Raw genomic sequence first — 24,506 nt, forward strand, 5'->3', positions numbered from 1 at the left:
TGATATGATGAGAGTCGCCATTTTTACCGATACTTTTACGCCACAAGTCAACGGGGTTGCGAAAACACTAGAACGATTAACACGTTACTTTCAGAAAGAAAAGATCGCCTATTCTGTTTTCGCCCCGCAGCATACAGCTGAAGATAATTTCGTAGCTAATGTGAACAAGATGAGAAGTATCCCGTTAACAATATTATATCCAGAATGCCGCTTTTCTTTTCCTACTCCGCGCATTAAACGAGAACTTCTTTCCTTTAAACCTGACATTATTCACATTGCCACACCTTTCAACATGGGACTTTGTGGATTATATTATGCAAAAAAGTTAAACATCCCAGTTGTCGGTTCTTATCATACTGATTTCGATGCTTATTTACGCTATTACAAAATTGAATTTCTCTCTAATATGCTTTGGAACTATTTAAAATGGTTTCATAGTCATATGCAAAAAAATTTCGTTCCTTCATTTGAAACGTTACACCAACTAAAAAATAAAGGCTTTCAGGCCCTCTCCATATGGGGACGGGGTGTAGATTGCACGCTCTTTCATCCATCATACAATACAGACCTATTCCGAAAAAAATATAATATTACAGCAAAGTATGTCCTTTCCTATATTGGACGGATTGCCCCTGAAAAAGATATTGATACGTTGCAACACCTTATCGTACAAACAGCGCATACTCGAAACGACATTCATTGGCTCATCGCAGGAGACGGTCCTCTAGCAACAAATTTGCGTGAAGCTGTTCCGAAAACAAATGTCACTTTTACTGGATATTTACAAGGTAAGGATTTAGCTGAAGCATATGCTTGTTCTAACATCATGGTATTCCCATCCGCTACTGAAACGTTCGGAAATGTCGTACTCGAATCACTTGCATGTGGTACACCTGTCATTGGTGCAAATAGTGGCGGAGTTAAAAATATTATTACAGATGGAAAAACGGGAGTTCTTTGTCCGCCCAAAAATGAGGACGCATTTCTATCATCCATCCATTCTTTATTGCAAAATGAAGAGCAACTTATGCAAATGGGCATAGCGGCTTCGTCTTATGCTAAAACACAAAGCTGGGATGAGATCTTTCTTGGCTTACTTGACCAATATGAAGTAGTCCTTCAGAGCACTGCATCAGAATTACTCGCTTAAACAGAAAAACCCTCTTCATAACATGAAGAGGGTTTATTACATAACTGGAAATTTTAGTTTAATAAATGATACATAAGGTGAAGTATCATTTTATTCTTATATTCATTATAACAAAAAGAAACATAACTAAATAGACTTGTAATAAAAACCCATAAAAATTAATATATGGTTATACACTATTTTTACTGTATGATGATTTTAAGAGATTCCCCTTAAAATCAACTTACTCACATACCTTTATACAGTAATTGTTCCCCAATTTCTGTATATCAAAAAAACCTTTCATTCATTTGAAAGGTCTTTTTGAGCCTGTACATATTCTTCTTTCGTATTCACATTTATAAACCAATCCGCATTCGCTTGTACATCTTCACCAGCAATATATTTCACATTACATTGTGATAAAAGCTGACCCATACTTCTTTTTTCTTCCTGAAGCAAAGCATAAATCTTTTCTTTCACACGGTTATGATACGCTGCAAGTAACGGTTGTTTCCTTCCATTAATAATAGGGACAACTGCATCATATTCATTACTCGTTTGCTCTAGTAAAATGGTAAACCATTCTTGCGAAACATTTGGCGCATCGCAAGGCATAATAGCGTACCAATCTGCTTCTATATATTCCATTCCTGATACAATTCCAGCAAGTGGTCCATTGCCTTTATAATGCGGAATATCTTCTATAACAGGAGCTTGTACGAGTTGCTCTACTCTCTCTTTTATATCGGAGTGACTAATGACTACAACTTCTTGCAACGCAGTTATCATCACTTTCACAATATGCTCAACGAAAGGGGTCCCCTTCCAAATTGCTAATGCTTTCGGCTCACCGAATCTACTCGACATACCACCGGCTAATACAATTCCAGCATACTTACTCATTGGCGATGCAGCTCAAATGTAATATGACCTAATTCTGGTAAAATTAATTTATTCATCGCAAGACGAACTGCTCCGCTAGACCCTGGCATAGAAAAGACAACTTTGCGCCCAATTGTACCGCCGATTGCTCTACTTAACATCGCGCTACTGCCGATATCTTCTAAGTAACTAATCATGCGGAACAACTCACCAAACCCGACAATTTCTTTATCTAATAACGCTGACACTGCTTCAATCGTCACATCACGTTTCGTAATACCAGTTCCGCCGTTTGTTAACACGACATCAACATCTTCCCTATGATAACCAGCTAACACTGCTTGCTGAATACTTTCTTTATCATCTTTTACAATTTCATAAGAGGTCACTGTATGCCCTGCTTCTTTTAATAATTCATGTAATAGTTGTCCGCTCTTATCCGTCTCTTCCGTACGTGTATCAGAAATCGTCACGATTTTGCAGCGCACTTCTTTTGGAGCTTGTTTCTTATGTTCAGTTACACTCATTTTTCATCTTCCCTTTCATTTCCTTGTAAAATTATGTATGAAGCAAAGAATTCAACATGATACAATATAAGTATATTTATCCATATAAAGGAGCTTTACATGATTCAAAATATGATACGATACGTACCCATTATACCATTCCTAATTATATTATCCCTTTTTCAATGCATCGCTTACGGGTTTGATATTAACTTTTTAAAATTGTATGTACTGATGCCTGATGGTGGTATTCGTTACTATTTGACTAGCACATTAATTCCTCTCGTACTTGCCTATATAGTAGATTTTATTTTTAAACATTCAATCTCTAAATAAGGAGGTCCACATATTATGGAACTTTATAAAAAATTAACAACAACATTTATCCTCTTATTTGTCGCTTCAATCACTGTCGGCTTTTCCTTAAAAGGCGCAATCCCATACGCTACATTAGTAAGTATTATATTTGCAACACTATTTTTACTAAGCAGTGCCTTTTGCGCGGGTAAAGCACGTCAAATGAAAGGTTGATTACATATGTTCCAGAAGAAACCAATCCTTTGTAAATCATGTAAAAAGGAAATACAAACATATGAAAAAGCATGGATTCATATGCCCTTTCCAGCAAGTGGCATGACAAATGTGAGAAAGTACATTGAGCTAGACGGAGAAGTTTATTGTGGTTCTTGCATCCAAGTAGTAAATAAAACAAAATAAAAAAAGCTTTGCGCTCACCGCGCAAAGCTTTTTTTCATATATTATAGACCAGCTTGCTCTTTTAAAGCTGCAGCTTTGTCTGTACGTTCCCATGTTAGATCTACATCAGTACGTCCGAAGTGGCCGTAAGCTGCTGTTTGTTTATAAATTGGGCGACGTAAGTCTAGCATTTTAATAATACCAGCTGGGCGAAGATCGAAGTTGTTACGAACTAGTTCTACTAGTACGTCTTCAGATACTTTACCAGTGCCGAATGTATCAACTGAAATTGATACTGGTTGTGCTACACCGATTGCGTATGCAAGTTGTACTTCTGCTTTGTCAGCAAGACCAGCTGCTACGATGTTTTTCGCAACATAACGAGCTGCATATGCTGCAGAACGGTCAACTTTCGTTGCATCTTTACCAGAGAATGCACCGCCACCGTGGCGAGCGTATCCACCGTAAGTATCAACGATGATTTTACGTCCTGTTAAACCAGCATCACCTTGTGGTCCACCAATTACGAAGCGGCCAGTTGGATTAATGAAGAATTTCGTTTCTCCATCCATTAATTCTGCTGGAACTACAGCTTTAATTACATGCTCTTTTAAATCGCGATCGATTTCTTCCCATGTAACATCTGGATGATGCTGTGTAGAAATTACGATTGTATCTACACGTACAGGTTTACCATTTTCATCATACTCAACTGTAACTTGCGTTTTTCCATCCGGACGTAAGTATGATAATGTGTCATCTTTACGTACTTCAGTTAAACGGCGAGCTAATTTGTGAGCAAGCGAGATTGGAAGTGGCATTAATTCTTGTGTTTCATTACATGCGAAGCCAAACATTAAACCTTGGTCTCCCGCACCAATTGCCTCAATCTCAGCGTCAGTCATTAGACCTTCGCGTGCTTCTAGCGCTTGGTCAACACCCATAGCGATGTCAGCAGATTGCTCATCGATAGATGTTAAAACTGCACAAGTTTCTGCATCGAATCCGTATTTTGCGCGTGTGTAACCAATGCCTTGAATTGTTTCACGAACGATTTTTGGAATATCTACGTAAGTAGAAGTCGTAATTTCCCCCGCTACCAATACTAAACCAGTTGTTACAGTTGTTTCACAAGCTACACGTGCATTTGCGTCCTTTGATAAGATCGCATCTAAAATTGAATCAGAAATTTGGTCACAAATTTTATCTGGATGTCCTTCAGTTACAGACTCAGATGTGAACAGATGACGTTTTTTTGTCATGTGGTAAACCTCCCTACAGTAATTGTATATATTGTACGGAACTCATCCTTAATTTGCCACAAACTGCGACATACATTTATTCTCCCACACAAGCATACAGAAAAACCTTTCCTACTTTACATAGAGGAAAGGTTTAATTTGCTACTTGCATACTGCTTTTTGCCCTTTGCTCTTATCGTTCGAGACCGTTAGCCTCGCACAGGTTTTAGCACCTATTCACCTGTATTTACCACTACAAATGAGGTTGCTGGGCTTCATCGGGCCTGTCCCTCCGCCAGCTCGGGATAAGAGAGTATCCGTCCCAACTTATACTAAAGAAATGATATTCATTTGTCAATTAATATTCACATTTTCCTGAAAGTTTTTCTCAATACGCCTGGAATGAAATATTAATAAGGAAATAATACATTCACACAAACAAAAAGAAATAAATAGTATACATTATTTATATAATTGTGTTATACTCTTGTTGGGGATTACGAGAAATATTTCATTAAATGAAAAGGATGGTATATAAATATGAGTACTGTGAATGTCCAAATTGGTTTACACGAATTATTGAACGGAAGCAATGCACAGATTCAACTAAGTGTTCCGCAATTAGTGGAAAAAGTATTAATGCGAAATGAAGGGAAATTAACTTCTACTGGTGCCGTTTCTGCTTCAACAGGAAAATATACAGGACGTTCTCCTAAAGATAAATTTATTGTGAAAGAAGCATCGGTTGCTGACAAAATTGCTTGGGGAGCAGTGAATCAGCCGATCTCTGAAGAACATTTTAATAAATTATATACTAAAGTTTTAGAATACTTAAAAGAAAAAGAAGAGTTATTCGTCTTCAATGGATTTGCAGGCGCTGACCGCAATTACCGCCTACCAATTCAAGTTATTAACGAATATGCATGGCACAATTTATTTGTACATCAATTATTTATTCGTCCAACTGAAGAAGAATTAACAACTCATGAATCAGAGTTCACAATTGTTTCTGCACCGAATTTCAAAGCTGATCCAGCTGTTGACGGTACAAACTCTGAAGCATTCATTATGGTTTCATTCGAAAAACGTATCGTACTAATTGGTGGTACAGAATACGCTGGAGAAATGAAAAAATCAATCTTCTCTATTATGAACTTCTTACTACCTGAACAAGATATTCTTTCTATGCATTGCTCTGCAAACGTAGGTGAAGAAGGCGACGTAGCACTATTCTTCGGTTTATCTGGAACAGGTAAAACAACATTATCTGCTGATCCACACCGTAAATTAATCGGTGACGATGAGCATGGTTGGTCTGATAACGGTGTATTCAATATTGAAGGCGGTTGCTACGCAAAATGTGTAAACCTTTCTCACGAGAAAGAACCACAAATTTTCGATGCAATCAAATTTGGATCTGTTTTAGAAAACGTTATCATTAATAACCAAACGCGTATCGCAGACTATAACGATACTACTTTAACAGAAAATACTCGTGCTGCATACCCTATGCATGCGATCGACAATATCGTACTGCCAAGTGTTGCTGGACACCCAAATACAATCATTTTCTTAACTGCTGATGCATCTGGCGTATTGCCTCCAATCAGTAAGTTATCAAAAGAACAAGCTATGTATCATTTCTTAAGTGGTTACACTAGTAAACTAGCAGGAACAGAGCGCGGCGTTACATCTCCGCAAGCAACATTCTCAACTTGCTTCGGTTCACCATTCTTACCACTTGATGCATCTCGCTATGCTGAAATGCTTGGTGAAAAAATCGAGAAACACGATGCGAAAGTATTCTTAGTAAACACTGGCTGGACTGGTGGCGAATACGGCGTTGGTAAACGTATGAACTTAAGTTACACTCGTGCAATGATTCAAGCAGCATTAAGCGGCGAACTTGCGAAAACTGAAACAGCTAAACATGACATCTTCGGTCTTGAAGTTCCACTTCACGTACCAGGTGTACCTGATGAAGTATTAATGCCTGAACAAACTTGGGCTGATAAAGCTGCTTATAAAGAGAAAGCAATCGAACTTGCAAGCGAATTCAAAGAGAACTTCAAAAAGTTCGACAGCGTTTCTGAAGATATTATTAACTTAGGCGGTCCAATCGCTTAAGTACAAACTTTCTGTTGGAATAACCCTTTTACTCATATGAATAAGTGTCGTGTAACCGTAAAGTTTCGCGTACTCACCGACAAAACCCAATGCGGCTTAACGGTTACACACACTTACATAAAAAAGAAGCTTACGTTTTTGACGTAAGCTTCTTTCTATATCTTATATAAAGTACAACTTTAATCTCTTCATCTGTGTGACTTAGCTCATAAAATTGCATACCAACATCCATGAACTTACTGAAAATTCATTTTATAATCATTCATTTTATAGTTTTTTATGATAAAATTTACATATACAGGAAAGGAAGAGGGCTATGAAAAATTTTTCTCGTACAGGAAAAATATTATTCAGTTATGGAGCCATTCAAATGTTTTGGGGACTTGTGATGCTTAACGTTCATTTATTTGAGCATACAAGTGAAACGATAAAATACATTATTCTAATTACCGGAATAGTTTGCTGTATTGTATCTAACTTTTTTAAAGAACCTGAGAGTCATACTACTAAGTGATTTCATGTTAACTTATTGGAAGCGGAAACCTATATTTTATGCAAAGTTACGCTTCCTATTGTACTATCCGTCGCTGGACCCCTTATTCCAAAGTAAGCCAATTTTCACAAAGACAAATCACGGCTTCGAACATATAAATTATATCCCTACTCACTACATCCAGCCGGTTTCACACCGCATGAGGCTAAAAAAAGCTCGGACCGCTTCTATCCCTCGCCGGATCCTCTATTCCATCTAAAAGAGGTTTTTTAGCTTTTTAGCTCTTTGTTAATTCTTCCTCATCTTTCATACTATAGTAACCTAAATTCACAACGATTAAGAAATAGCCACCCAGAATCCCTACTGCAAATGCCCACATAACCATATGATGTTCAATTTCGTACATAATAACAGCACCCAAAATAGCAGCTGCAAAACGATTAAACATACCGAGCGTCGGTGCTTTCGTTTTCTTTACGATACTATCTCCAAGCTTCTCAATTCGTCTCCCTAAAAGCCAAACACAATACATACTTACAACCAGTCCAATTCCAGCACCTAGAAAGTGAGCTGAAAACGGCGTTAACATCCAGCCTAGTAAAAGAAAACCTAGTAAATAATACGATTGAATTTTAAACGATCTTAATGACATACTAATCATGCTGTTCTCCTCTTCAGTAATTTTTATCTATCCAACAAAAAAATTCCAGTTTATACTACTTAAATTCATTTCACTCAAATTAAAAACAACATAAACAGTATGTTTATGTTGTTTGAATGTTTTCAGGAAATAATATTATACAAGATTTTAAACATCATATTCTCATAATTTGTGACGTTTTTCCAAACATTTTTCGTCCATTTATGAAAAAAGTGATATCAATCTATGAACATACGGATATGATGTAATAAGCACACAAATAAAGGGGGCGTCTAATGATTTATTTTTTAATGGCTCTCATTCACCTCATTATCCCTGCACTTATTGGACTTTCATTGTATTGGTACACGAAAAATCATAGTATTTTCTACGCTGTCCTCGGTGTCCTTCTTCCAGGTATTATTCTTATCACACTCTTCCGTATTCCATTTTTAAACTTAATTCCACTTATTACTGCTATCTTATTTCTCGTCTTCTTACCAAAAATAAAAAAATAGGAAAGCAGATCATAGGTGATCTGTTTTCCTATTTTGATATAGGTTCCTCCGCAATAGAATGTACTTTTACTTTCTCCGATTTTACAAACCATAGACCGAAGAAAATGATAACTCCACCGATTATTTGTTGAAACGATACATATTCATTTGCCCATATAGCTGCAAATAAAACAGCTACAAGTGGCGTTATATACATATATACCATCGTATGTGACGCACCAATTTTTTGAATACCAACATACCACATCACTAAACCAAATACTGTTACAAAGAAAATGGAATATAGTAAAGCGAATAGTGTCATTCCGTGTGTAATGTGAAATGGCATTATAAATACATATGGCCCGCTTAACAATAAAAGCGGAATCGCGCCAACTAATGCTGACCATGCGGTAACACGTAGTGCTGAATATTTTTTAATTAATGGACCTGCTAAAACAGGATAAAGCCCCCAGCATATTGATGTAATAAGTCCAATTCCGTTACCATAAAAAGAACTAGCAAGCGAATGCCCTGCTACTAAAACTAATGCAGCACCACCAAAGGCAATTATAGAACCGACGAGCTTTCGAGAAGAAAACTTTTCTTGTTTCAAAAAAATAGCAAATACAGTTGTAAAAATAGGTGAAATAGAAATGAGTAAAGAGGCATTTGTAGCGGATGTATATTTGACAGTTTCCATGAATAATGTTTGATACAGTATAATACCTACAACGCTAACTATGATTAATCTAGGTATATCCTTCCGTTCCATATAAACCGACTTTTCAATAAAAAATGTTAGGAGTAACATAAGCGGTGCCGCTGATATCATCCGAAGTGCAGTAAACTCAATTGCTGTAAATTCTAAAAGTCCATATTTCGCAATCGTAAAATTAATCCCCCAAATAATAACGACACTTAAAATTAATAACTCAATCCCCCATCTCCTCATACGTATCCCCCTCCGCAAATAAGATTATACAGAAAATTCAATTATATGTACATTTCATTATGTGAAAAAGTCTTTGTATTGTATGGAGAGGTTTGCTTTGTTTAGTACATGAAATTATATAAGCGATTTTTTGAATATAGCGACTTATACAATAAAAAAAGGTGGTTCCAAAACACATTTTGGAACCACCTTTTCTTTCTTACACTCGAACGTGTAACTTCATATTTGGATTATAAAATTGGCTCGGGCTCTTCAACTGAAAAGTTCCGCCACCTTCATGCCAGTCAACTGTTAACTTATCATCCATAAATACAAGCTTTGTGCGATCTGCGATAAAGTTCATTGTGCTAGATTCGATATCCACATCACGCTCATCTTTTTCTGCTACAGCGACTAAATCGATGATTCCGCTCATGACACAACCGCAACCTTCATTATCGTAAAATAACTTTATATATTTCGCTTCATTTGGAATCGTATCCATAATCTTTTTATATGCTGATTCTGTTACAGTAACGTACATACGTTAATCTTCATCCTCTCTTCTCGTATCATTCATATATTGTACCACCATTTTTCCTGAAAATTATATACAGAAAATTAAGACTGATATAGAGTGCATGTAATAAAGGAGGTTATCACTCATGTTCAAATTACTGCGATACCCCATCTTCTTAGGTCTACTCGGTAGCTTTTCTATTTCTAGCGGACTGGTATTACAACATACACTTCTCTATGCTCCTTCTATTGGCTGAATTTTAGGCTTTATTTGTTTCCTAACCGCTTCTTATTTTGCTATGAAAAATAAGAAAAACTAACAAGGCAGAAATTTTTTAAGCAGGAGAAGCAAACATGTCACTCATCGTTAGATCTAGCACAATCTAATTCTCCCCTATTTTTGAAATCTAAACATACAATACGAGCGACTACACAAAAATATAGAATTCATAATATATATATAGTGGTTCTATTTTTAAAACTAGATTCTCAAAATAGAGAAAGGAGAACGTACATGTACCCACGTAATTGTTTTAGTTGCGACGGCAGACGTAACAGTGGTTCTAACGGAAACACTGGGCCTACTGGCAGTATCGGGCCCACTGGGAACACCGGCGCTACCGGGAGCACTGGACCTTCCGGTAGTACTGGTTCTACCGGAGCTGGTTTACAAAGTACTACTGCCTTTAGTCTAGCAGCCGCTCCCAACTATAAAACAGGACAAGTTGTCACTTATACGAGCAGCGGCTATGTTGTAAAAAAAGATGCACCTCAAGGGTTTCCGAATATATCTCCAGATTATATCGTATTAGTAGAAAGTGGACCTACTGGTAGCACTGGGCCTACCGGGAACACTGGATCTTCCGGTAGTACTGGATTTACTGGCATTACCGGACCTTCCGGTAGCACTGGACCTTCTGGTAATACAGGACCTTCTGGCATTACCGGACCTTCCGGTAGCACTGGACCTTCTGGTAGTACAGGACCTTCTGGCATTACCGGACCTTCCGGTAGCACTGGACCTTCTGGTAGTACAGGACCTTCTGGCATTACCGGACCTTCCGGTAGCACTGGACCTTCTGGTAGTACAGGACCTTCTGGCATTACCGGACCTTCCGGTAGCACTGGGCCTTCTGGCATCACCGGACCTACTGGAACTGCAGGTAGTGCTTCAGCAAAAAGTATTGTTTTTCAAGGAACAAATGCTGGTTTTCAACGTATAGCGGGTTCTCCTGGAATTGACTCCAATGTTATTCCATATGTCACTGCTGGAGCCGGTAGTATAGTTGGCTTTGCTGCATCTATAAATGTAAATAACTTACCTGCGGCTGTTTATACGATTGATATTTGCAGGAATGTCCCTACAAACCTCACTGCCCCTACTGCTAGTTACATCCTATCTACTATTACTTTAACTACCACTGACAAAATTACAGGAACTATCGTATTTTCAATTAAACCGACGGATACTGGATCAGGACAAATTCAAGTGTTTAATCCCACTCCGGCGGTAGGTCCCGCTACTGTAACCTGGACTAGCATTACAACTGGAAACCCCATTTCGAGAGGAGATGCTATCTCCCTTTATATTAATCCTGGAATTACTGCCAGTGCTGTATATTCTATTTTTCTAATCACTAATATTTAGTTCCTTCTTAACAGTAATGTATTTAACAAAAAAAGGCCCCACTAATTGGGGCCAACAAATAGAAATACAAATGAATTAAAACAAATAACAGACAAGTTCAGTATATACTATTATCGTAAAAAATCCATATATTGGTATTTACATTGTATGCACTATGTTAATATAATTAACTTGCCTACCTTTATCAACACGTCTTACTCCCTTTTAAAAATATTTTTTCATTACATCGGCAATACAATCTTCACAGTCGTTCCAACCCCAACTTCACTTTCAAAACTCATTTTACCATTGTGATCTTTAATAATTTTTTCTGTAACTACTAAACCTAAACCCGTTCCCGTTTCTTTCGTTGTGTAAAAAGCTTCATTTAACTTCGGAATTTTGTCTTTTGGAATACCGCAACCCTCATCCTTAACTTGGACAATGATTGCATCTTCTACAGTCACTTTAATCGTAATCGTTCCGCCAACTGACATTGCTTCAATCGCATTTTTAATTAAATTAAAAAATACTTGCTTTAATCGTTTTTCATCGCATGTAATCGATGGTATGTCTTTACTATAAATCCCTTGTATGTGCACTCCTTGCTTTAAAGCAGGCTTCCCCATAACTCGAATAACATAAGCGATAATTTCTTCTATATTATGAACTTCTGATTCTAGTGATTTAGATTTCTCAAATCCACTAAGTTCTGTAGCGATTGTATGAATTCGTTCTACTTCTTGTTTCATAATATCACTATATATTTTATCCTCAGGATATTTATTCGCTTGTTTATTAACAAATTTATCCAAATTAACTAGAGGTCTTCTAATTTTGTAACCAATAACTGTAGCCATTTTCCCAACAGTTGCTAGCTTTTCTGTTTGTTGTATTTCTTTATCCATCATCTCAAGCGTACGAACGTAAGATTGAAACCTTAAAAACATAATCCAACATATGATAGTAAATACGCTATATAATGTCATTGGAATTAAAACGAGTGATGAGTGAATGATGATTCCTATAAGAGCGTATTTCCCAACAAGTATGCTCGGAACTAACCAAAAATATCTTTTATTCACAAAGAGTGGGGCAAATAAAATAAAAAATCCTTCTACTATATTCCCACCATCAAACTCAGCATCACTACCGTAGTAAATCATAAAATTATGGATAAAATCTAATAGATTATATCCAATTAAAATAATATATTTCACTGCAAATGGATTTTTCCATTTCATAAAGTATATTCCAGTGCAAAATAAGATCACCATTAGAAAATAAAGCCACAAACCTAAACCATCTTCAAATTGTCCTACTCCTTCTTGCTCTCCTCCTATTAAAGGTACAATAAATTCGTAGGCAAGATCGTATACAAAAAATATAATGAAAAATAAACTTAAAAATATTTTCAGTGCCTTCATTTCTTCATTTTTAAATATATCGTCTTTATTCATATCGTAACTCCTAGCTTTTCTCCCTCTTGGATTTCATTATTTCCACGTTGCTTCGGGAGCATGATATCTATTCTAGTTCCAATATCTCTTTCACTTGAAATATGTAATTCACCAAGATGCTGTTCAGTAACAAGCCGATTCGCTACCGTAAGGCCTAGGCCAATTTTATCTTGCTTTGTTGTATAAAAAGCTTCTTTAACACGGGCTAAATTTTCTTTCTTAATACCGTAACCATTATCAATTACACTTAGCATTACATAATCTCGTCCTTTATTTTCTAACCGTAACTCTAATGTGCCACCTTGCTCCATTGCCTCCAGAGCATTTTTTATGACATATAGAAAGACTCCTCTTATTTTCCGCTCATCACATTCAACTTCTATCGTCTTTTCTTCCATATTAGAAATAAACTGGACGCTAGATTCATTCATTTTTTCGCGAACAATTGTTACTGCTTGTAATGCAATTTCACCTATATTATGTTTCTTATAAACAGAAGGTTTACATGTAGCAACTTCCATTAACTCACTTATCATATTATTCATATTTTCTATTTCAAAAATCATCTGTTTGTAAATAGGGTCCTCCCCATGCTTCTCTCGTTGTAATTGCGTAAACCCTTTTAATGAAGCAAGTGGATTTTTAATTTCATGTCCCACTGTCGCTGCCATTTTTCCGATTACTGCTAATTTTTGTGATTCACTAGCAATCTTAATACTTTCCTTTACCGCTGAAAGGTATTGTATAAATCGATTTAAAATGATGTATGCCGCTATTAATACGAGTGTATACATAATGAGGAACATAAATCCTTTTACTTCCTTTAATACAAATAAATAAATCACATATTTCCCTACAATAGTCGAAAGTACAAACACAAAATATTTTTTATTTAAAAATATAGGTACAAAGAAGATGAAAATAATTTCTATTATATTTACTCCATCAAATGCCACTTCATTATAAAGCATATACGAAAGTATATTAACGATTTCTATTCCTACGTATGCAAATACACATGTATATTTAACAAGGTTCGCTTTCTCTTTTTTTATTAAATATACATTCACACCGAGTATTGCAGTTCCGCAAATAACCTGCCATAGTATGCTATGTCCCTTATCCGTTAGCGATTTGTTCTCTAATACGATTGCATAGAAAATTTGGTATGAAACAACAATGACATACAGCACCCATAAAAAAATTTTTGCATTCCTTTCTTCTTCTTTATATGATAGAAAACTTCCTTTCACTTCAACACCCCTTCAAAATAATATCTCGAAGAATACCATTTATTATAATAAATGATTTTCATAGACAAACAAAGATAAATCGAACATTTGAGGGAAATCATTCCAATAGAATAAAGCATCTTCAGACTATATATAAGCATAAAAGCTATAAACAATAATACGTATATTATGGGAGGTGTTTTATATAGACGGCAAAAAAAATAAAAAAACAGAACAACTTCAATCCTTCACCCGTGAAAATGAAGGCAAGAAAATGACGACAAATACAGGTGTTACAATTTCAAATGATGAAAACTCTTTAACCGTTGGTGATCGTGGCCCTACCCTTCTAGAAGATTTCCTAATGCGAGAAAAGCTTGCTCATTTTGACCGTGAACGAATTCCTGAAAGAGTCGTTCACGCACGTGGATACGGCGCACATGGTCTATTCGAGCTATATGAATCTTTAGAAGAGCTAACAATGGCCCACTTTTTACAAGACCCTTCCAAAAAAACACCCCTTTTCGTTCGCTTCTCTGAAGTGGCTGGATCAAAAGGTGCGAACGAAACAAATCGAGATGTACGAGGGTTTGCCGTTAAATTTTATACAGAAGAAGGAAATTTTGATTTAGTAGGAAACAATATTCCTATTTTCTTCATTCAAGATGGCATTAAATTCCCTGATCTTATTCACGCCCTTAAACCTGAGCCGCATAATGAGATTCCCCAGGGGCAAACAGCACATGATACGTTTTGGGACTTCATCGCCAATAACCAAGAATCGGCTGCTATGATGATGTGGATTATGTCTGATCGTGCCATTCCAAGAAGTTTTCGAATGATGCAAGGGTTTGGTGTTCACACATTCCGCTTAGTGAATAAAAATGGAAAATCACGATTCGTAAAATTTCACTGGAAGCCAAAGCTCGGCATCCACTCATTAATTTGGGATGAAGCGCAAAAATTAGGTGGTGCTGATCCAGATTACCATCGCCGTGATTTATGGGAAAATATTAATGCTGGAAACTATCCTGAGTACGAACTTGGCATTCAAATTTTAGAAGAAGAGGATGAATTTAAATACGATTTCGATATATTAGATGCGACGAAAATTTGGCCTGAAGAAGATTTCCCCGTTAAAATCATTGGAAAAATGACATTAAATCGCAACGTCGAGAATGTATTCGCTGAAACAGAACAAGTCGCACTTCATCCTGGAAGTATCGTCCGTGGTATTGATTTCACCAATGACCCGCTCTTACAAGGTAGGCTCTTTTCTTATACAGACACTCAATTGGCACGCGTCGGTACAAATTATCAAGAATTACCAATTAACCGTCCTGTATGCCCATTTCATAACAATCAAAGAGATGGTGCATCTAAATATATAATTGATAAAGGAAAAATCGCTTACCATAATAATTCCTTAGCAAATAACACTCCTTACACTGTCCCTGGTACAAAGGGTGGGTTCGTTACATATCCTTCTACTGTATCAGGGCATAAAACGAGAGAAACAGCCGCCAGTTTCAAAGATCATTTCTCTCAAGCACGTTTATTTTGGAATAGTATGAGTAACGTCGAAAAAGTTCATATTGTGCAAGCCTTCTCCTTTGAATTAGGAAAAGTAAAAAGTAAATCCGTCCGTCAACAAGTCGTAAATATGATTGGACATATTAGTAGTGAACTAGCTACGTTAGTCGCTGAAGCTGTCGGAGCAAAAGTCCCAAATATTCAAGAATCGGGCGTTACGAAATCATCGCCAGCACTCAGTATGGCAAATACGACATTTAGTCCTAATACATTACGAGTAGGTGTCATTGTTGCAAATGGATATGACGGACAAAGCGCACAATATATAATAGATCAATTCAAACAAGTTGGGTTACAGCCAGTGATCGTTTCCGAGCGGTTAGGTATTGTGCAAGGAACGCAAAATGTACGTTGGGACGTGAATGATACTTTTTTAACAGGATCCTCACTTCTTTATGACGGGCTACTTCTTATTGGAGGAAACCTTGATGAACAGTTTCTTAATAAAGCGCGTTCATTTGTCGTAGAATCATATAATCATTTTAAGCCAATTAGTGCCTTCCAAAATGGATCTACTGTTATTCAATCTTTAAATATTGAAGGAAAGCCTGGTGTCTTAATAGAACAAAACCCTACGCTTCTGGCAAATGAATTTATTAAAGCTATGACGAAACAACGCTTTTGGGATAGAGCATATGAATAGGTTAGGGGGATAATTTATGTTTGTTACTGTCGAGAAAGATGTGCATATTTTTGTGCAAGACGTTAATCCCGGACCCGGTAGTAAGACCGTTTTCTTCGTCCATGGCTGGCCTTTAAATCATCAAATGTACCAATATCAACTCAATGTGTTACCACAGCACGGTTTCCGCTGCATCGCTATGGATATACGCGGAAACGGGCAATCTGATAAACCATGGACTGGTTACACATACGATCGTTTAGCAGACGATATCGCCATTGTTCTAGAAGCACTTCAAGTAGAAAATGCTACATTAGTCGGTTTTTCAGTAGGTGGTGCCCTTTCTATTCGGTACATGTCTCGCTACAATGGTCATCGCATTTCTAAACTTGTATTAGTCGATGCTGTTTCCCCCTCTTTCGTTAAAAATCAAGAATCTCCCTATGGTGTCCCAAAAGAACAAGCAGATACCCTCATTAATCAAATGTATGCCAATATGCCAAAATTTTTAAATGATGTATCTTTATCATTTTTTAATAGAAACTTAGGATCTGCTACGTTAGAATGGTTTTCTTATCTCGGTATGCAGTCTGCTTCCTACGCTCTCATCAAAATATTACAAGCAGCTGCAAATGAAGATGTAACGAAAGATTTAAGTAAAATTAACGTCCCAACAAAAATATTCCACGGTGTTCACGATCAACTTATCCCTTACAAAAGCGCTGAACTCACGCAAAAGCGAATTAAAAATTCTCAGTTACATCCTCTTACAAATAGTGGTCACGGCTCTCCAATCGATCAAGCGGATGAATTAAATGAAGAACTTATAAAGTTTTTACATTCATAAAAACCTATGCCCAATCGTTTTGATAGGAACGTCGTTTTTGAAAAGAATAAAATTCACATATTTCTCACAAATCAATTAATAAAACGATTATATTTTCATTTATACTAAATGTACAGGTAATACTCCCTAAACCCAGCTTGTCTGGTTACCCCGTTAAATACTATAAAAAAAGAACTTGTATCGTTATACAAGTTCTTTTTGTTTTTCTATTTAAAAAGTATATCTTTACTATACTGCTTTCCAGCAAGTAAATCATATTGGATCATTTTATATTGCTCTAACATTTCTTTTTGTTCCTTTGTTAAATCTGTTATCTCTTCTCCATCTTTATTAACCTTTAACTCATCTCTAAGAACTGGTATTTCTTTATGCATTTCCGATAAAAATTGATAAAATGGTGATTGATTTAATCCTGCATAATCAAAAACAAGACTAGAAAAATAAATCGGACTTACTAAACCTAAATTGTCATTTGGCAAATCGAAATTTGCGTACATTAACAATGGTGTTTCTGACATAATTAATCTTTCTCTTACCGTCTCTTCATCTTCTATATATCCTGCTTCTGTATAAATAGCTTTATTAGTTCCTAACATAGGTAAATGGTCTCCAAAGAAGACTATTAAAGTAGGTCTATCTAGATCGTCAAGCTGCTCGATTAAATATTGCAGAGCCTCATCCGATAATCTTACCCCTTCTGTATATGCTTCTAATTCCGCCTTCGATTCCTCTTCTGTTAATCCACTAATTTCTATTTTATTTTCTCCAAACATATTTGGCGTATACGGAAAATGATTTTGCATCGTCACCGCATGAATAAATGTAGGTTGTTTTCTCTTATTTAATTCATCTATGATTTCTTTACTCATAGATAAATCACCAATATTGTCTCCCACTACTTCTTTATTTTTCATCGTATCTTCTGCATTAAAATTATCGAATCCCAATGTTTTATATACATCTTCACGTTTATAAAACGATCGATTAAACGCATGAATTGCACTTGCATAATACCCTTGTTTTTTCAACTCACTTGCAATCGATGGAATCTCTTTTTGGCTTGGAACAGCTTGTTGATATGGTATAGAACCTGGCATTAAAAGACTCATCGAGTAACTCGTTAACGCTTCAAATTCTGTATTCGCTGTATTTCCTCCAAATGTAGGAGCTATCGTTTGTCCCCCTGGAAAATTCTCCATATAATGATGTAAATTTGGCACTGGATCTTCGCTAAATGACAGATTTGTTAATTTTGTCGGATCCCAAAAAGCTTCACTCATAATAAATATAATATTCGGCTTCTCTGCTTTTTTTTGTCCTTTTATTTTATCGCCATATTGTTTTTCTATATCCTTTGCAATTTGCTGCATATTTTCTTTTGAATATTCTTTCGGCTCTTTAATGACTGTCGTATCTAAGTTGCTTAAAAAGCCTATAACAAAACCATTCACCTTATAATTTGCGGCTTGATTCCACGCGCGGATGTCTACTCCACTTTTTATAAATATATTATTCATAAAAGTCGTAGGGTAGTTACTATATCCATACAACATAAACGCAGAGCCGCATATTAAAATAATCCTCATAATAATATGGGATTTTATAACTGGAATATACTTTCTTATATACATAACTACAAAGATAAGTAAAACAATACTAACTACCATCAGGAACACATTCCAAAAACTGAAATAATCCATGACCATCGGTATAACCGTATCCATATGACCAATCTGTGTAAAATCAGACGGGTAGAATGGCTCTCCTCTAAAAATGAGTTTAAAATGGTTCACCATCACAAAAATAAGTAAAACTAAGCTAGTTATCGTTGTACTTAAGAAAACTCTTCCAAGCAAATTATACGCAAAAACGTATACCATATAAATAAATAACAGGCTTAATATATACTGTCCATATTGTAAATACACCCATGTATTTACTACTATAAGGTTCATATCCTCTTGCACTATGATATACATCCAATTCATTGTATGAGCGATTAAAAATAATACGACATAAACTCGAATAGCCGGCCTAAGCTTATGAATGATGCCTTTATTTAAATGAATGATATATAGTAGTACACTCCACAAAACAATAATGAGTATACTTAGCTGTATTTTCCCATTAAAAAATTCTTTAGTTCTCTCGAATTCGAAAGATCTTAACATAACAAAAAACAGCGTTTCTAAACAGATTGTCCACATTCCACTAAGAATGATAGAAATTAATAGGTTCTTCCTCGACTCCTGAGGAGAAAAACTAAGATAAAATTCATCTCTTCTTCGTTGTTGTGTTAAAAAATCAAAACGCAATTTATTCCCTCTTTCCTTTACCCCTTCGTCTCGCATCCACAAACATATTGTCCTATACAAAATACCATATTTGTATGTAGCTAGTCTCCCTATGTGCTTGTAATATACACATGTATCCTTAATTTTCCCTTAAAAATACAGTGAAACTTTAATAAGTCCGAACCATTCAGGATTGGACGGGATAAAACTTCTTCGCTCTATATTGTAGCAGCATAAATGAACTATGCTTCACAAAATTGTTACCATAAGAAAAGAACCTACCAACACTGACAGGTTCTCCTTCATTCTAACAGACATGAGCATATGTATTATATAAGAGAATACATCCATACTTTCCATATAATACATACAAGTACGATAACTACAAAATCAAAAAGATCTAATCTTGGGCCCTTCTTCATATTCATCTCTAGCCACATATGAATCCATTTTATTTTTGTATATTTTTGAATGTTTTTCTTTGCAAATCGATAAACGAGTACTTGCATAATAAAAAATCCGACTACGAAAATGAACAAGAAAATGAGAAAATCGACCACAAAATTCCTCCCTATTTTTGCAGCGATTTTTCTACTATTTGATTTCTCAAAACCCACTCTTCAAATTGAGCACTTCCAAATTCCCAACTAAGATCACGAGCATGTACAGAAAAAACGTAATGACCAGCATATTCGTCCATAAATCTACCTGTCTCGATCTCATCTTTCTGAAGACCATATGTTCCAAAATTAAAATACACATCCCACACGTCTTCATTCTTCCGCTTATAAGCAATCGATTCCATATCACATTCTGTTCCGAAATAGTCAAGATGTAAATGTACGCTATCATCATATTCGTAATCCATTTTATCACCCCTTATATTTGTACTTCTTTATCACCAAAAAAATTCCTGCTATCTACACTCACATATGGGCGCTTACCTACATATCATGCTTGTAGAGTGACTTCTAGGAGGTGTCATATAGTGAAAAAATTTATAGCTGTTTTTTGCATCATGTTACTAGCTGTTTTCACATTTGCTGCTTGCAGTAGTAAAAAAGAAGGTACGAAAGAACAAACGCAAAACATTCGCGTCGGTGAAGTTACCCATTCTCTCTTCTACGCCCCGTTATATGTCGGGATTGAAAAAGGATTTTTTAAAGATGAAGGATTAAATATTGACCTCCAAACAACAGCTGGCGGAGATAAAACGATGACCGCCCTATTATCTGGCGGAATTGATATTGCTCTCGTCGGTTCTGAAACGTCTATTTATATTCATCAACAAGGTGCAAAAGACCCTGTCATTAACTTCGCACAACTTACACAAACAGACGGAACATTTTTAGTTTCGCGTAAAAAATTAGACTCTTTTAATTGGAATGACGTAAAAGGTGTTACGTTTTTAGGACAGCGTAAAGGCGGCATGCCGCAAATGGTTGGAGAATATGTTTTAAAGAAAAATGGCATTGATCCTCACAAAGATACAAACTTAATTCAAAACATCGAATTTGCTAACATTGCAAGTGCCTTTGCATCTGGTACTGGGGAGTTTGTACAGCTCTTTGAACCGACTGCAAGTATATTTGAAAAAGAAGGAAAAGGGTTTATCGTCGCTTCGTTCGGAAATGAATCTGGAACTGTTCCGTATACAACGTTCATGGCAAAAGAAAGCTTCTTAAAGAAAAATAAAGATGCTGCTGAAAAATTCACACGTGCGCTCTATAAAGCACAACAATGGGTTGATACACATAGTCCCGAAGAGATTGCTGATACCGTGTCTCCGTTATTTAAAGACACTTCAAAAGACATTACAGTAAAAGTAATTGAACGTTATAAAAAGCAACATTCTTATGCGACAAATCCGCTATTAGATGCTGAAGAATGGAAACAGGTCCAAACGATTATGAAAGAAGCTGGCGAATTACAAAAAGAAGTTCCACATGAAGCGCTCGTCAATACAAAAATTGCCGAAAGCGTTATTAAGAAATAGAGGCGAAGTGTATGAGTTTTTTACAAATACGTAACGTTTCTCACTGCTTTTTCGCAAAAGAGAATGCTAAATTGATTCTCGAAGACATGAGTTTACAAGTGGAAGAAGGCGAATTTATTTCTATACTCGGTCCAAGTGGTTGCGGCAAAACAACACTCCTCTCCATTATTGCCGGACTGCTTGATCCAATTGAAGGCATCGTCTTTTTAGATGGTGAACCCATTACAACGAAAACTTCATCTATGGGGTACATGTTGCAGCAAGATTACTTGTTCCCTTGGAAAACAATTGAAGAGAATATTATGCTTGGACTTCACACCCGAAAAATTTACAATAAACAGACGAAAGAACATACTTTACAACTTTTAAAACAAGTCGGTCTACATGATGTAGAAGAGCAATACCCTCGTGAACTGTCAGGCGGTATGCGTCAACGTGCCGCCCTCGTTCGAACGTTAGCGACCGATCCGAAAATTTTATTGCTAGATGAACCTTTTTCAGCTCTCGATTATCAAACGAAGTTGAAACTAGAAGATCTCGTCTTCACATTATTACGTAACTATAAAAAAACATCACTACTTGTCACACACGATATTGAAGAAGCCATTGCGATGAGTGATCGTATTTATTTACTACAAGCGAACCCTGGAAAAATCGCAAAAACATTTATCGTCCCAGAAAGCATCCGTTCCTTATCACCGTTAGAATCACGCCACCACCATGACTTCCCAAACCTCTTCCAAGATATATGGAAGGAGCTGGAGCGCCTTGGATAATATAAAGCAACTGCATGAACAGTTTCGGAAGAAAGAACGTAGGCGCGCATGGTTAGCACGCTCACTGCAGCTTTTACTACTCATTCTATTCTTTTCACTATGGGAAATAGCTAGCAAAAAAGAGTGGATTGATCCTTTACTCTTTAGCTCTCCTTCAAGCATTTGGGATCTCTTCCTTAGTAAATGGATTGACGGTTCGCTTTTGGTTCACATATGGACGACATTACTTGAAACAGGGGTAGGCTTCATTCTTGGAACAGTGCTCGGCGCTATTATCGCTACTTTTCTTTGGTGGATGCCACTTCTCGCTCGCGTGCTCGACCCCTATCTCGTCGTCCTAAACGCCATGCCAAAAGTGGCACTTGGTCCTATTATCATTGTAATCTTCGGTCCAAATATTTCTTCGTCGATTGCAATGGGGGTAATCATTTCCATCATCATTACCATTCTCGTTATTTACAGCGCATTTCAAGAAGTCGATTCTAACTATATAAAAGTGATGGACACATTTGGCGCGAATAAATGGCAATGTTATAAGCAAGTCGTTCTTCCTGCATCCTTCCCAGCAATTATTTCAACGTTAAAAGTGAACGTTGGTTTATCATGGGTCGGTGTTATATTCGGCGAACTTCTCGTCTCTAAACAAGGTCTTGGCTACTTAATTAGCTACGGATTCCAAGTGTTTAATTTCACGCTCGTCTTACTGAGCGTACTACTCACCTGCGTCCTCGCAACACTTATGTATGTGTTTGTTGAGGCATTTGAAAAACTTCTAATTGGAAAACGAAAAAGAAGCTGACTTAGGACGATAGACTATAGTCAGCTTCTTTCTTTACCTTTTATCACACATCTTTGTTTCATTTGTAACGTTTCCATCTGCAACCGTAACTGTATGGAAACAATCTTTCACACGTACTGTAACGACATTTTCTTTTCGATCTATTACATGATAATCATCATACTTTTTATTTAATGCACTACGAATTTGCTCTCCTTCAAAAATCGGAAAACCGTGAGACATTACCCAAATGAGACCAGCAACCGCAAGAATCGTTTTCATACGTTTCATTACCTCCTTGAGAGTAAACTTATAGTCCCTACAATATGCGCATTATAATTGTGTCTAATTTGTGACTTTTTTATACTAATTCTCTTTTAAAGCTTCAGTTCCTTCTTCTTTTTACAAAAAGACAGAATTTTCAATTTTATCAACATAAAAAACGCAAAGAACTAAAATTCTTTACGTTTTCTTGGCTAAAATATATACCTCTCATTATTGTCCGCTTTGTTGTTCTATCGTTTTCGAAACATCATATAATCCCGACAACACTTCCGCTCTCATTTTTACAAGCTCAGGGAACTGATAGAAGAACGCAATTTTTTTATACTTTAACTCCGATCCTTCTTTCACCGTTTTTGAATTTTGCAAAATAAACGCTGTAAACGTATCTGCGATATCTTCTGCTACATTTGTCGTTCCATACTGTGATACAAACTCCTCATGCTTTTCTTTAAAAAATTCAATTTGAGTTTCTTCACTTTCTTCCACTTTCTTTTCTGTCCACTCCTGCTCAATAGTCTTCCAGAAAGAGTTATAAAATTGATTAATATAAGATTTTTCCTTCGCACATCCCTCTTGTAAGAAAAGAGTTTCACAGTTATTTCGGTACGTTGAAATATCTTTATCTTCTTCAAAATCCTTTACATACTTTTCATCTACTGGTATTTGCTTATGCCCGAGTGTCAACACGTGAGCCGTCTCATGAATTAATGTTTTCATCACTTCATCGATATTTACCGCAGAATCAAGCGTATCTAAGCTAAGAACCCAATCTTCCGGATTCTCCATACTAGGCATAACGTGAGCAACAACACCGTCATAACCGTCCGTTATTAGATCAAACTCTGTTATATTCCCGCGATATTTAGCTGGAATGAGCGTACGATACATATCCCATAAGTCTTCATGATACCCTCTATCTTGACGCTGTTTTAGTACTTCTTCTTTCGTTTCTTTATCTTCAGCGAATACTTTATTTAAACGTTTCCGTTCTATTTTTTCAAAATAAGGATCTACAATTTCATCACCATCAATATAATAAGAAGCTAAAAAGAAATAATTTTCGTCATCCTCTTTTTTCTGCTCTGCCTCTTTCATATCCCCACTTTCATGCTCTTCTATATCATAATCTTCTACTGCTTCAAGCTCAGATAATCCATCTATTTTTTCATATACTTTTTGAAGTTTATTATCTCCTATTTCCACGCATTCTTCTTCTGTTTTACAAACTTCTTTTTCCTTCACACTCTTCATAGAACTATCGCATCCTGCTATTAAACCAATTGCGACGATAACCCCTACTAACTTGCCATACAGTCTCTTCATATAAAC

At 36.3% G+C, this 24,506-nt stretch carries 26 protein-coding genes and 1 riboswitch; of the genes, 13 read left to right on the plus strand and 13 right to left on the minus strand.

The window, feature by feature from the left end:
- Positions 1-7 precede the first annotated feature (7 nt).
- Positions 8-1,150 (plus strand): glycosyltransferase family 4 protein, encoded by a 1,143-nt coding sequence (locus tag J0835_RS23405; protein ID WP_087982552.1) that lies wholly within the window; start codon positions 8-10, stop codon positions 1,148-1,150.
- Positions 1,151-1,432: 282 nt separating this feature from the next.
- Here the strand turns inward: J0835_RS23405 and J0835_RS23410 are convergent, their stop codons facing one another.
- Both J0835_RS23410 and J0835_RS23415 read right to left on the minus strand, forming a co-directional pair.
- Entirely contained in the window at positions 1,433-2,035 is a 603-nt protein-coding gene (locus tag J0835_RS23410) for a molybdenum cofactor guanylyltransferase (RefSeq protein WP_087982554.1), read from the minus strand.
- Positions 2,032-2,541 carry a MogA/MoaB family molybdenum cofactor biosynthesis protein gene (locus J0835_RS23415; RefSeq protein WP_000117133.1) on the minus strand — a complete coding sequence of 170 codons (510 nt, stop codon included), beginning with the start codon at positions 2,539-2,541 and terminating at the stop codon, positions 2,032-2,034. Before J0835_RS23415 ends, J0835_RS23410 begins: the two co-directional genes overlap by 4 nt.
- A gap of 99 nt (positions 2,542-2,640) precedes the next feature.
- Here J0835_RS23415 and J0835_RS23420 point away from each other — a divergent pair, with 99 nt between their 5' ends.
- Genes J0835_RS23420 through J0835_RS23430 form a run of 3 tightly spaced genes read left to right on the plus strand, consistent with a single transcriptional unit; the run spans position 2,641 to position 3,237 of the window.
- Positions 2,641-2,856, plus strand: coding sequence for a hypothetical protein (locus J0835_RS23420; RefSeq protein ID WP_087982556.1), 216 nt, complete (start codon positions 2,641-2,643; stop codon positions 2,854-2,856).
- Between the two features lie 15 nt (positions 2,857-2,871).
- Complete coding sequence (locus J0835_RS23425) at positions 2,872-3,051, plus strand: hypothetical protein (protein ID WP_000424805.1); 180 nt, start codon at positions 2,872-2,874, stop codon at positions 3,049-3,051.
- 6 nt (positions 3,052-3,057) lie between these two features.
- On the plus strand, positions 3,058-3,237 hold the full coding sequence (locus J0835_RS23430) for a hypothetical protein (RefSeq protein WP_087982558.1): 180 nt from the start codon (positions 3,058-3,060) through the stop codon (positions 3,235-3,237).
- Between the two features lie 41 nt (positions 3,238-3,278).
- On the opposite strand, the gene metK is transcribed toward J0835_RS23430, so the two are convergent.
- Positions 3,279-4,478: a methionine adenosyltransferase gene (metK, locus tag J0835_RS23435; protein WP_000163113.1), complete on the minus strand. Its 1,200-nt coding sequence runs from the start codon at positions 4,476-4,478 to the stop codon at positions 3,279-3,281.
- 169 nt (positions 4,479-4,647) lie between these two features.
- Positions 4,648-4,769, minus strand: a riboswitch (SAM riboswitch).
- A gap of 228 nt (positions 4,770-4,997) precedes the next feature.
- On the opposite strand from metK, the gene pckA reads away from it, so the two are divergent.
- Both pckA and J0835_RS23445 read left to right on the plus strand, forming a co-directional pair.
- Positions 4,998-6,584: a phosphoenolpyruvate carboxykinase (ATP) gene (gene pckA / locus J0835_RS23440; protein WP_087982560.1), complete on the plus strand. Its 1,587-nt coding sequence runs from the start codon at positions 4,998-5,000 to the stop codon at positions 6,582-6,584.
- Positions 6,585-6,900: 316 nt separating this feature from the next.
- Positions 6,901-7,098 carry a hypothetical protein gene (locus J0835_RS23445; protein ID WP_087982562.1) on the plus strand — a complete coding sequence of 66 codons (198 nt, stop codon included), beginning with the start codon at positions 6,901-6,903 and terminating at the stop codon, positions 7,096-7,098.
- A 256-nt stretch (positions 7,099-7,354) separates the two neighbouring features.
- Here J0835_RS23445 and J0835_RS23450 read toward each other — a convergent pair whose 3' ends face one another.
- Positions 7,355-7,738, minus strand: a complete 384-nt coding sequence (locus tag J0835_RS23450) for an ATP synthase subunit I (RefSeq protein WP_087982564.1) — start codon at positions 7,736-7,738, stop codon at positions 7,355-7,357.
- A 275-nt stretch (positions 7,739-8,013) separates the two neighbouring features.
- Between J0835_RS23450 and J0835_RS23455 the strand changes: the two genes are divergently transcribed.
- Positions 8,014-8,235 (plus strand): hypothetical protein, encoded by a 222-nt coding sequence (locus J0835_RS23455; RefSeq protein WP_000639043.1) that lies wholly within the window; start codon positions 8,014-8,016, stop codon positions 8,233-8,235.
- 28 nt (positions 8,236-8,263) lie between these two features.
- Here J0835_RS23455 and J0835_RS23460 read toward each other — a convergent pair whose 3' ends face one another.
- Both J0835_RS23460 and J0835_RS23465 read right to left on the minus strand, forming a co-directional pair.
- The gene (locus tag J0835_RS23460) at positions 8,264-9,169 is read right to left on the minus strand and encodes a DMT family transporter (protein WP_087982566.1); all 906 of its coding nucleotides are present in this window, start codon (positions 9,167-9,169) and stop codon (positions 8,264-8,266) included.
- 199 nt (positions 9,170-9,368) lie between these two features.
- Entirely contained in the window at positions 9,369-9,692 is a 324-nt protein-coding gene (locus J0835_RS23465; protein WP_087982568.1) for an iron-sulfur cluster biosynthesis family protein, read from the minus strand.
- Positions 9,693-10,181: 489 nt separating this feature from the next.
- Between J0835_RS23465 and J0835_RS23470 the strand changes: the two genes are divergently transcribed.
- The gene (locus J0835_RS23470; RefSeq protein ID WP_333728173.1) at positions 10,182-11,315 is read left to right on the plus strand and encodes a collagen-like protein; all 1,134 of its coding nucleotides are present in this window, start codon (positions 10,182-10,184) and stop codon (positions 11,313-11,315) included.
- A 221-nt stretch (positions 11,316-11,536) separates the two neighbouring features.
- On the opposite strand, the gene J0835_RS23475 is transcribed toward J0835_RS23470, so the two are convergent.
- Together J0835_RS23475 and J0835_RS23480 are read right to left on the minus strand one after the other, a co-directional pair.
- A complete protein-coding gene (locus tag J0835_RS23475; RefSeq protein ID WP_087982572.1) occupies positions 11,537-12,754 on the minus strand; it encodes an ATP-binding protein in 1,218 nt (405 codons plus the stop codon).
- Positions 12,751-14,007 carry an ATP-binding protein gene (locus tag J0835_RS23480; RefSeq protein ID WP_087982574.1) on the minus strand — a complete coding sequence of 419 codons (1,257 nt, stop codon included), beginning with the start codon at positions 14,005-14,007 and terminating at the stop codon, positions 12,751-12,753. The genes J0835_RS23475 and J0835_RS23480 overlap by 4 nt, the downstream gene beginning before the upstream one ends.
- Positions 14,008-14,191: 184 nt before the next feature.
- Here J0835_RS23480 and J0835_RS23485 point away from each other — a divergent pair, with 184 nt between their 5' ends.
- Positions 14,192-16,222 (plus strand): catalase, encoded by a 2,031-nt coding sequence (locus J0835_RS23485; RefSeq protein ID WP_087982746.1) that lies wholly within the window; start codon positions 14,192-14,194, stop codon positions 16,220-16,222.
- A gap of 16 nt (positions 16,223-16,238) precedes the next feature.
- A complete protein-coding gene (locus J0835_RS23490) occupies positions 16,239-17,048 on the plus strand; it encodes an alpha/beta fold hydrolase (RefSeq protein ID WP_048562023.1) in 810 nt (269 codons plus the stop codon).
- A 206-nt stretch (positions 17,049-17,254) separates the two neighbouring features.
- Here the strand turns inward: J0835_RS23490 and J0835_RS23495 are convergent, their stop codons facing one another.
- The 3 genes from J0835_RS23495 to J0835_RS23505 all read right to left on the minus strand — a co-directional run bounded on the left by J0835_RS23495 (position 17,255) and on the right by J0835_RS23505 (position 20,210).
- On the minus strand, positions 17,255-19,399 hold the full coding sequence (locus J0835_RS23495) for an LTA synthase family protein (RefSeq protein WP_140386924.1): 2,145 nt from the start codon (positions 19,397-19,399) through the stop codon (positions 17,255-17,257).
- A gap of 272 nt (positions 19,400-19,671) precedes the next feature.
- Complete coding sequence (locus tag J0835_RS23500; protein ID WP_087982578.1) at positions 19,672-19,902, minus strand: hypothetical protein; 231 nt, start codon at positions 19,900-19,902, stop codon at positions 19,672-19,674.
- A gap of 11 nt (positions 19,903-19,913) precedes the next feature.
- Positions 19,914-20,210: a DUF3986 family protein gene (locus tag J0835_RS23505; RefSeq protein WP_064474493.1), complete on the minus strand. Its 297-nt coding sequence runs from the start codon at positions 20,208-20,210 to the stop codon at positions 19,914-19,916.
- 120 nt (positions 20,211-20,330) lie between these two features.
- On the opposite strand from J0835_RS23505, the gene J0835_RS23510 reads away from it, so the two are divergent.
- The 3 genes from J0835_RS23510 to J0835_RS23520 are packed head-to-tail and all read left to right on the plus strand — an operon-like array spanning position 20,331 to position 22,913.
- A complete protein-coding gene (locus J0835_RS23510; RefSeq protein ID WP_140386910.1) occupies positions 20,331-21,338 on the plus strand; it encodes an ABC transporter substrate-binding protein in 1,008 nt (335 codons plus the stop codon).
- A gap of 11 nt (positions 21,339-21,349) precedes the next feature.
- Positions 21,350-22,114 (plus strand): ABC transporter ATP-binding protein, encoded by a 765-nt coding sequence (locus tag J0835_RS23515; protein ID WP_087982579.1) that lies wholly within the window; start codon positions 21,350-21,352, stop codon positions 22,112-22,114.
- Positions 22,107-22,913, plus strand: a complete 807-nt coding sequence (locus tag J0835_RS23520; RefSeq protein WP_087982581.1) for an ABC transporter permease — start codon at positions 22,107-22,109, stop codon at positions 22,911-22,913. Before J0835_RS23515 ends, J0835_RS23520 begins: the two co-directional genes overlap by 8 nt.
- Positions 22,914-22,946: 33 nt before the next feature.
- Here the strand turns inward: J0835_RS23520 and J0835_RS23525 are convergent, their stop codons facing one another.
- Positions 22,947-23,174 carry a hypothetical protein gene (locus J0835_RS23525; protein WP_000849118.1) on the minus strand — a complete coding sequence of 76 codons (228 nt, stop codon included), beginning with the start codon at positions 23,172-23,174 and terminating at the stop codon, positions 22,947-22,949.
- 213 nt (positions 23,175-23,387) lie between these two features.
- Positions 23,388-24,500, minus strand: coding sequence for a hypothetical protein (locus tag J0835_RS23530; protein WP_087982583.1), 1,113 nt, complete (start codon positions 24,498-24,500; stop codon positions 23,388-23,390).
- Positions 24,501-24,506: the final 6 nt, after the last annotated feature.

Source organism: Bacillus cereus group sp. Sample62 (assembly GCF_036851315.1).
Taxonomy (GTDB): Bacteria; Bacillota; Bacilli; order Bacillales; family Bacillaceae_G; genus Bacillus_A; species Bacillus_A wiedmannii.

Bases quoted from the DNA above. Each gene is read 5' to 3' on its own strand.
- J0835_RS23415 (WP_000117133.1), bottom strand. From the start codon at position 2,541: ATGAGTGTAACTGAACATAAGAAACAAGCTCCAAAAGAAGTGCGCTGC.
- J0835_RS23495 (WP_140386924.1), bottom strand. From the start codon at position 19,399: ATGCGAGACGAAGGGGTAAAGGAAAGAGGGAATAAATTGCGTTTTGAT.
- J0835_RS23475 (WP_087982572.1), bottom strand. From the start codon at position 12,754: ATGAATAAAGACGATATATTTAAAAATGAAGAAATGAAGGCACTGAAA.
- J0835_RS23490 (WP_048562023.1), top strand. From the start codon at position 16,239: ATGTTTGTTACTGTCGAGAAAGATGTGCATATTTTTGTGCAAGACGTT.
- J0835_RS23410 (WP_087982554.1), bottom strand. From the start codon at position 2,035: ATGAGTAAGTATGCTGGAATTGTATTAGCCGGTGGTATGTCGAGTAGA.
- J0835_RS23470 (WP_333728173.1), top strand. From the start codon at position 10,182: ATGTACCCACGTAATTGTTTTAGTTGCGACGGCAGACGTAACAGTGGT.
- J0835_RS23525 (WP_000849118.1), bottom strand. From the start codon at position 23,174: ATGAAAACGATTCTTGCGGTTGCTGGTCTCATTTGGGTAATGTCTCAC.
- J0835_RS23445 (WP_087982562.1), top strand. From the start codon at position 6,901: ATGAAAAATTTTTCTCGTACAGGAAAAATATTATTCAGTTATGGAGCC.
- J0835_RS23465 (WP_087982568.1), bottom strand. From the start codon at position 9,692: ATGTACGTTACTGTAACAGAATCAGCATATAAAAAGATTATGGATACG.
- J0835_RS23515 (WP_087982579.1), top strand. From the start codon at position 21,350: ATGAGTTTTTTACAAATACGTAACGTTTCTCACTGCTTTTTCGCAAAA.
- J0835_RS23430 (WP_087982558.1), top strand. From the start codon at position 3,058: ATGTTCCAGAAGAAACCAATCCTTTGTAAATCATGTAAAAAGGAAATA.
- J0835_RS23420 (WP_087982556.1), top strand. From the start codon at position 2,641: ATGATTCAAAATATGATACGATACGTACCCATTATACCATTCCTAATT.
- J0835_RS23455 (WP_000639043.1), top strand. From the start codon at position 8,014: ATGATTTATTTTTTAATGGCTCTCATTCACCTCATTATCCCTGCACTT.
- J0835_RS23450 (WP_087982564.1), bottom strand. From the start codon at position 7,738: ATGATTAGTATGTCATTAAGATCGTTTAAAATTCAATCGTATTATTTA.
- J0835_RS23460 (WP_087982566.1), bottom strand. From the start codon at position 9,169: ATGAGGAGATGGGGGATTGAGTTATTAATTTTAAGTGTCGTTATTATT.
- J0835_RS23530 (WP_087982583.1), bottom strand. From the start codon at position 24,500: ATGAAGAGACTGTATGGCAAGTTAGTAGGGGTTATCGTCGCAATTGGT.
- J0835_RS23505 (WP_064474493.1), bottom strand. From the start codon at position 20,210: ATGGATTACGAATATGATGATAGCGTACATTTACATCTTGACTATTTC.
- pckA (WP_087982560.1), top strand. From the start codon at position 4,998: ATGAGTACTGTGAATGTCCAAATTGGTTTACACGAATTATTGAACGGA.
- J0835_RS23405 (WP_087982552.1), top strand. From the start codon at position 8: ATGAGAGTCGCCATTTTTACCGATACTTTTACGCCACAAGTCAACGGG.
- metK (WP_000163113.1), bottom strand. From the start codon at position 4,478: ATGACAAAAAAACGTCATCTGTTCACATCTGAGTCTGTAACTGAAGGA.
- J0835_RS23425 (WP_000424805.1), top strand. From the start codon at position 2,872: ATGGAACTTTATAAAAAATTAACAACAACATTTATCCTCTTATTTGTC.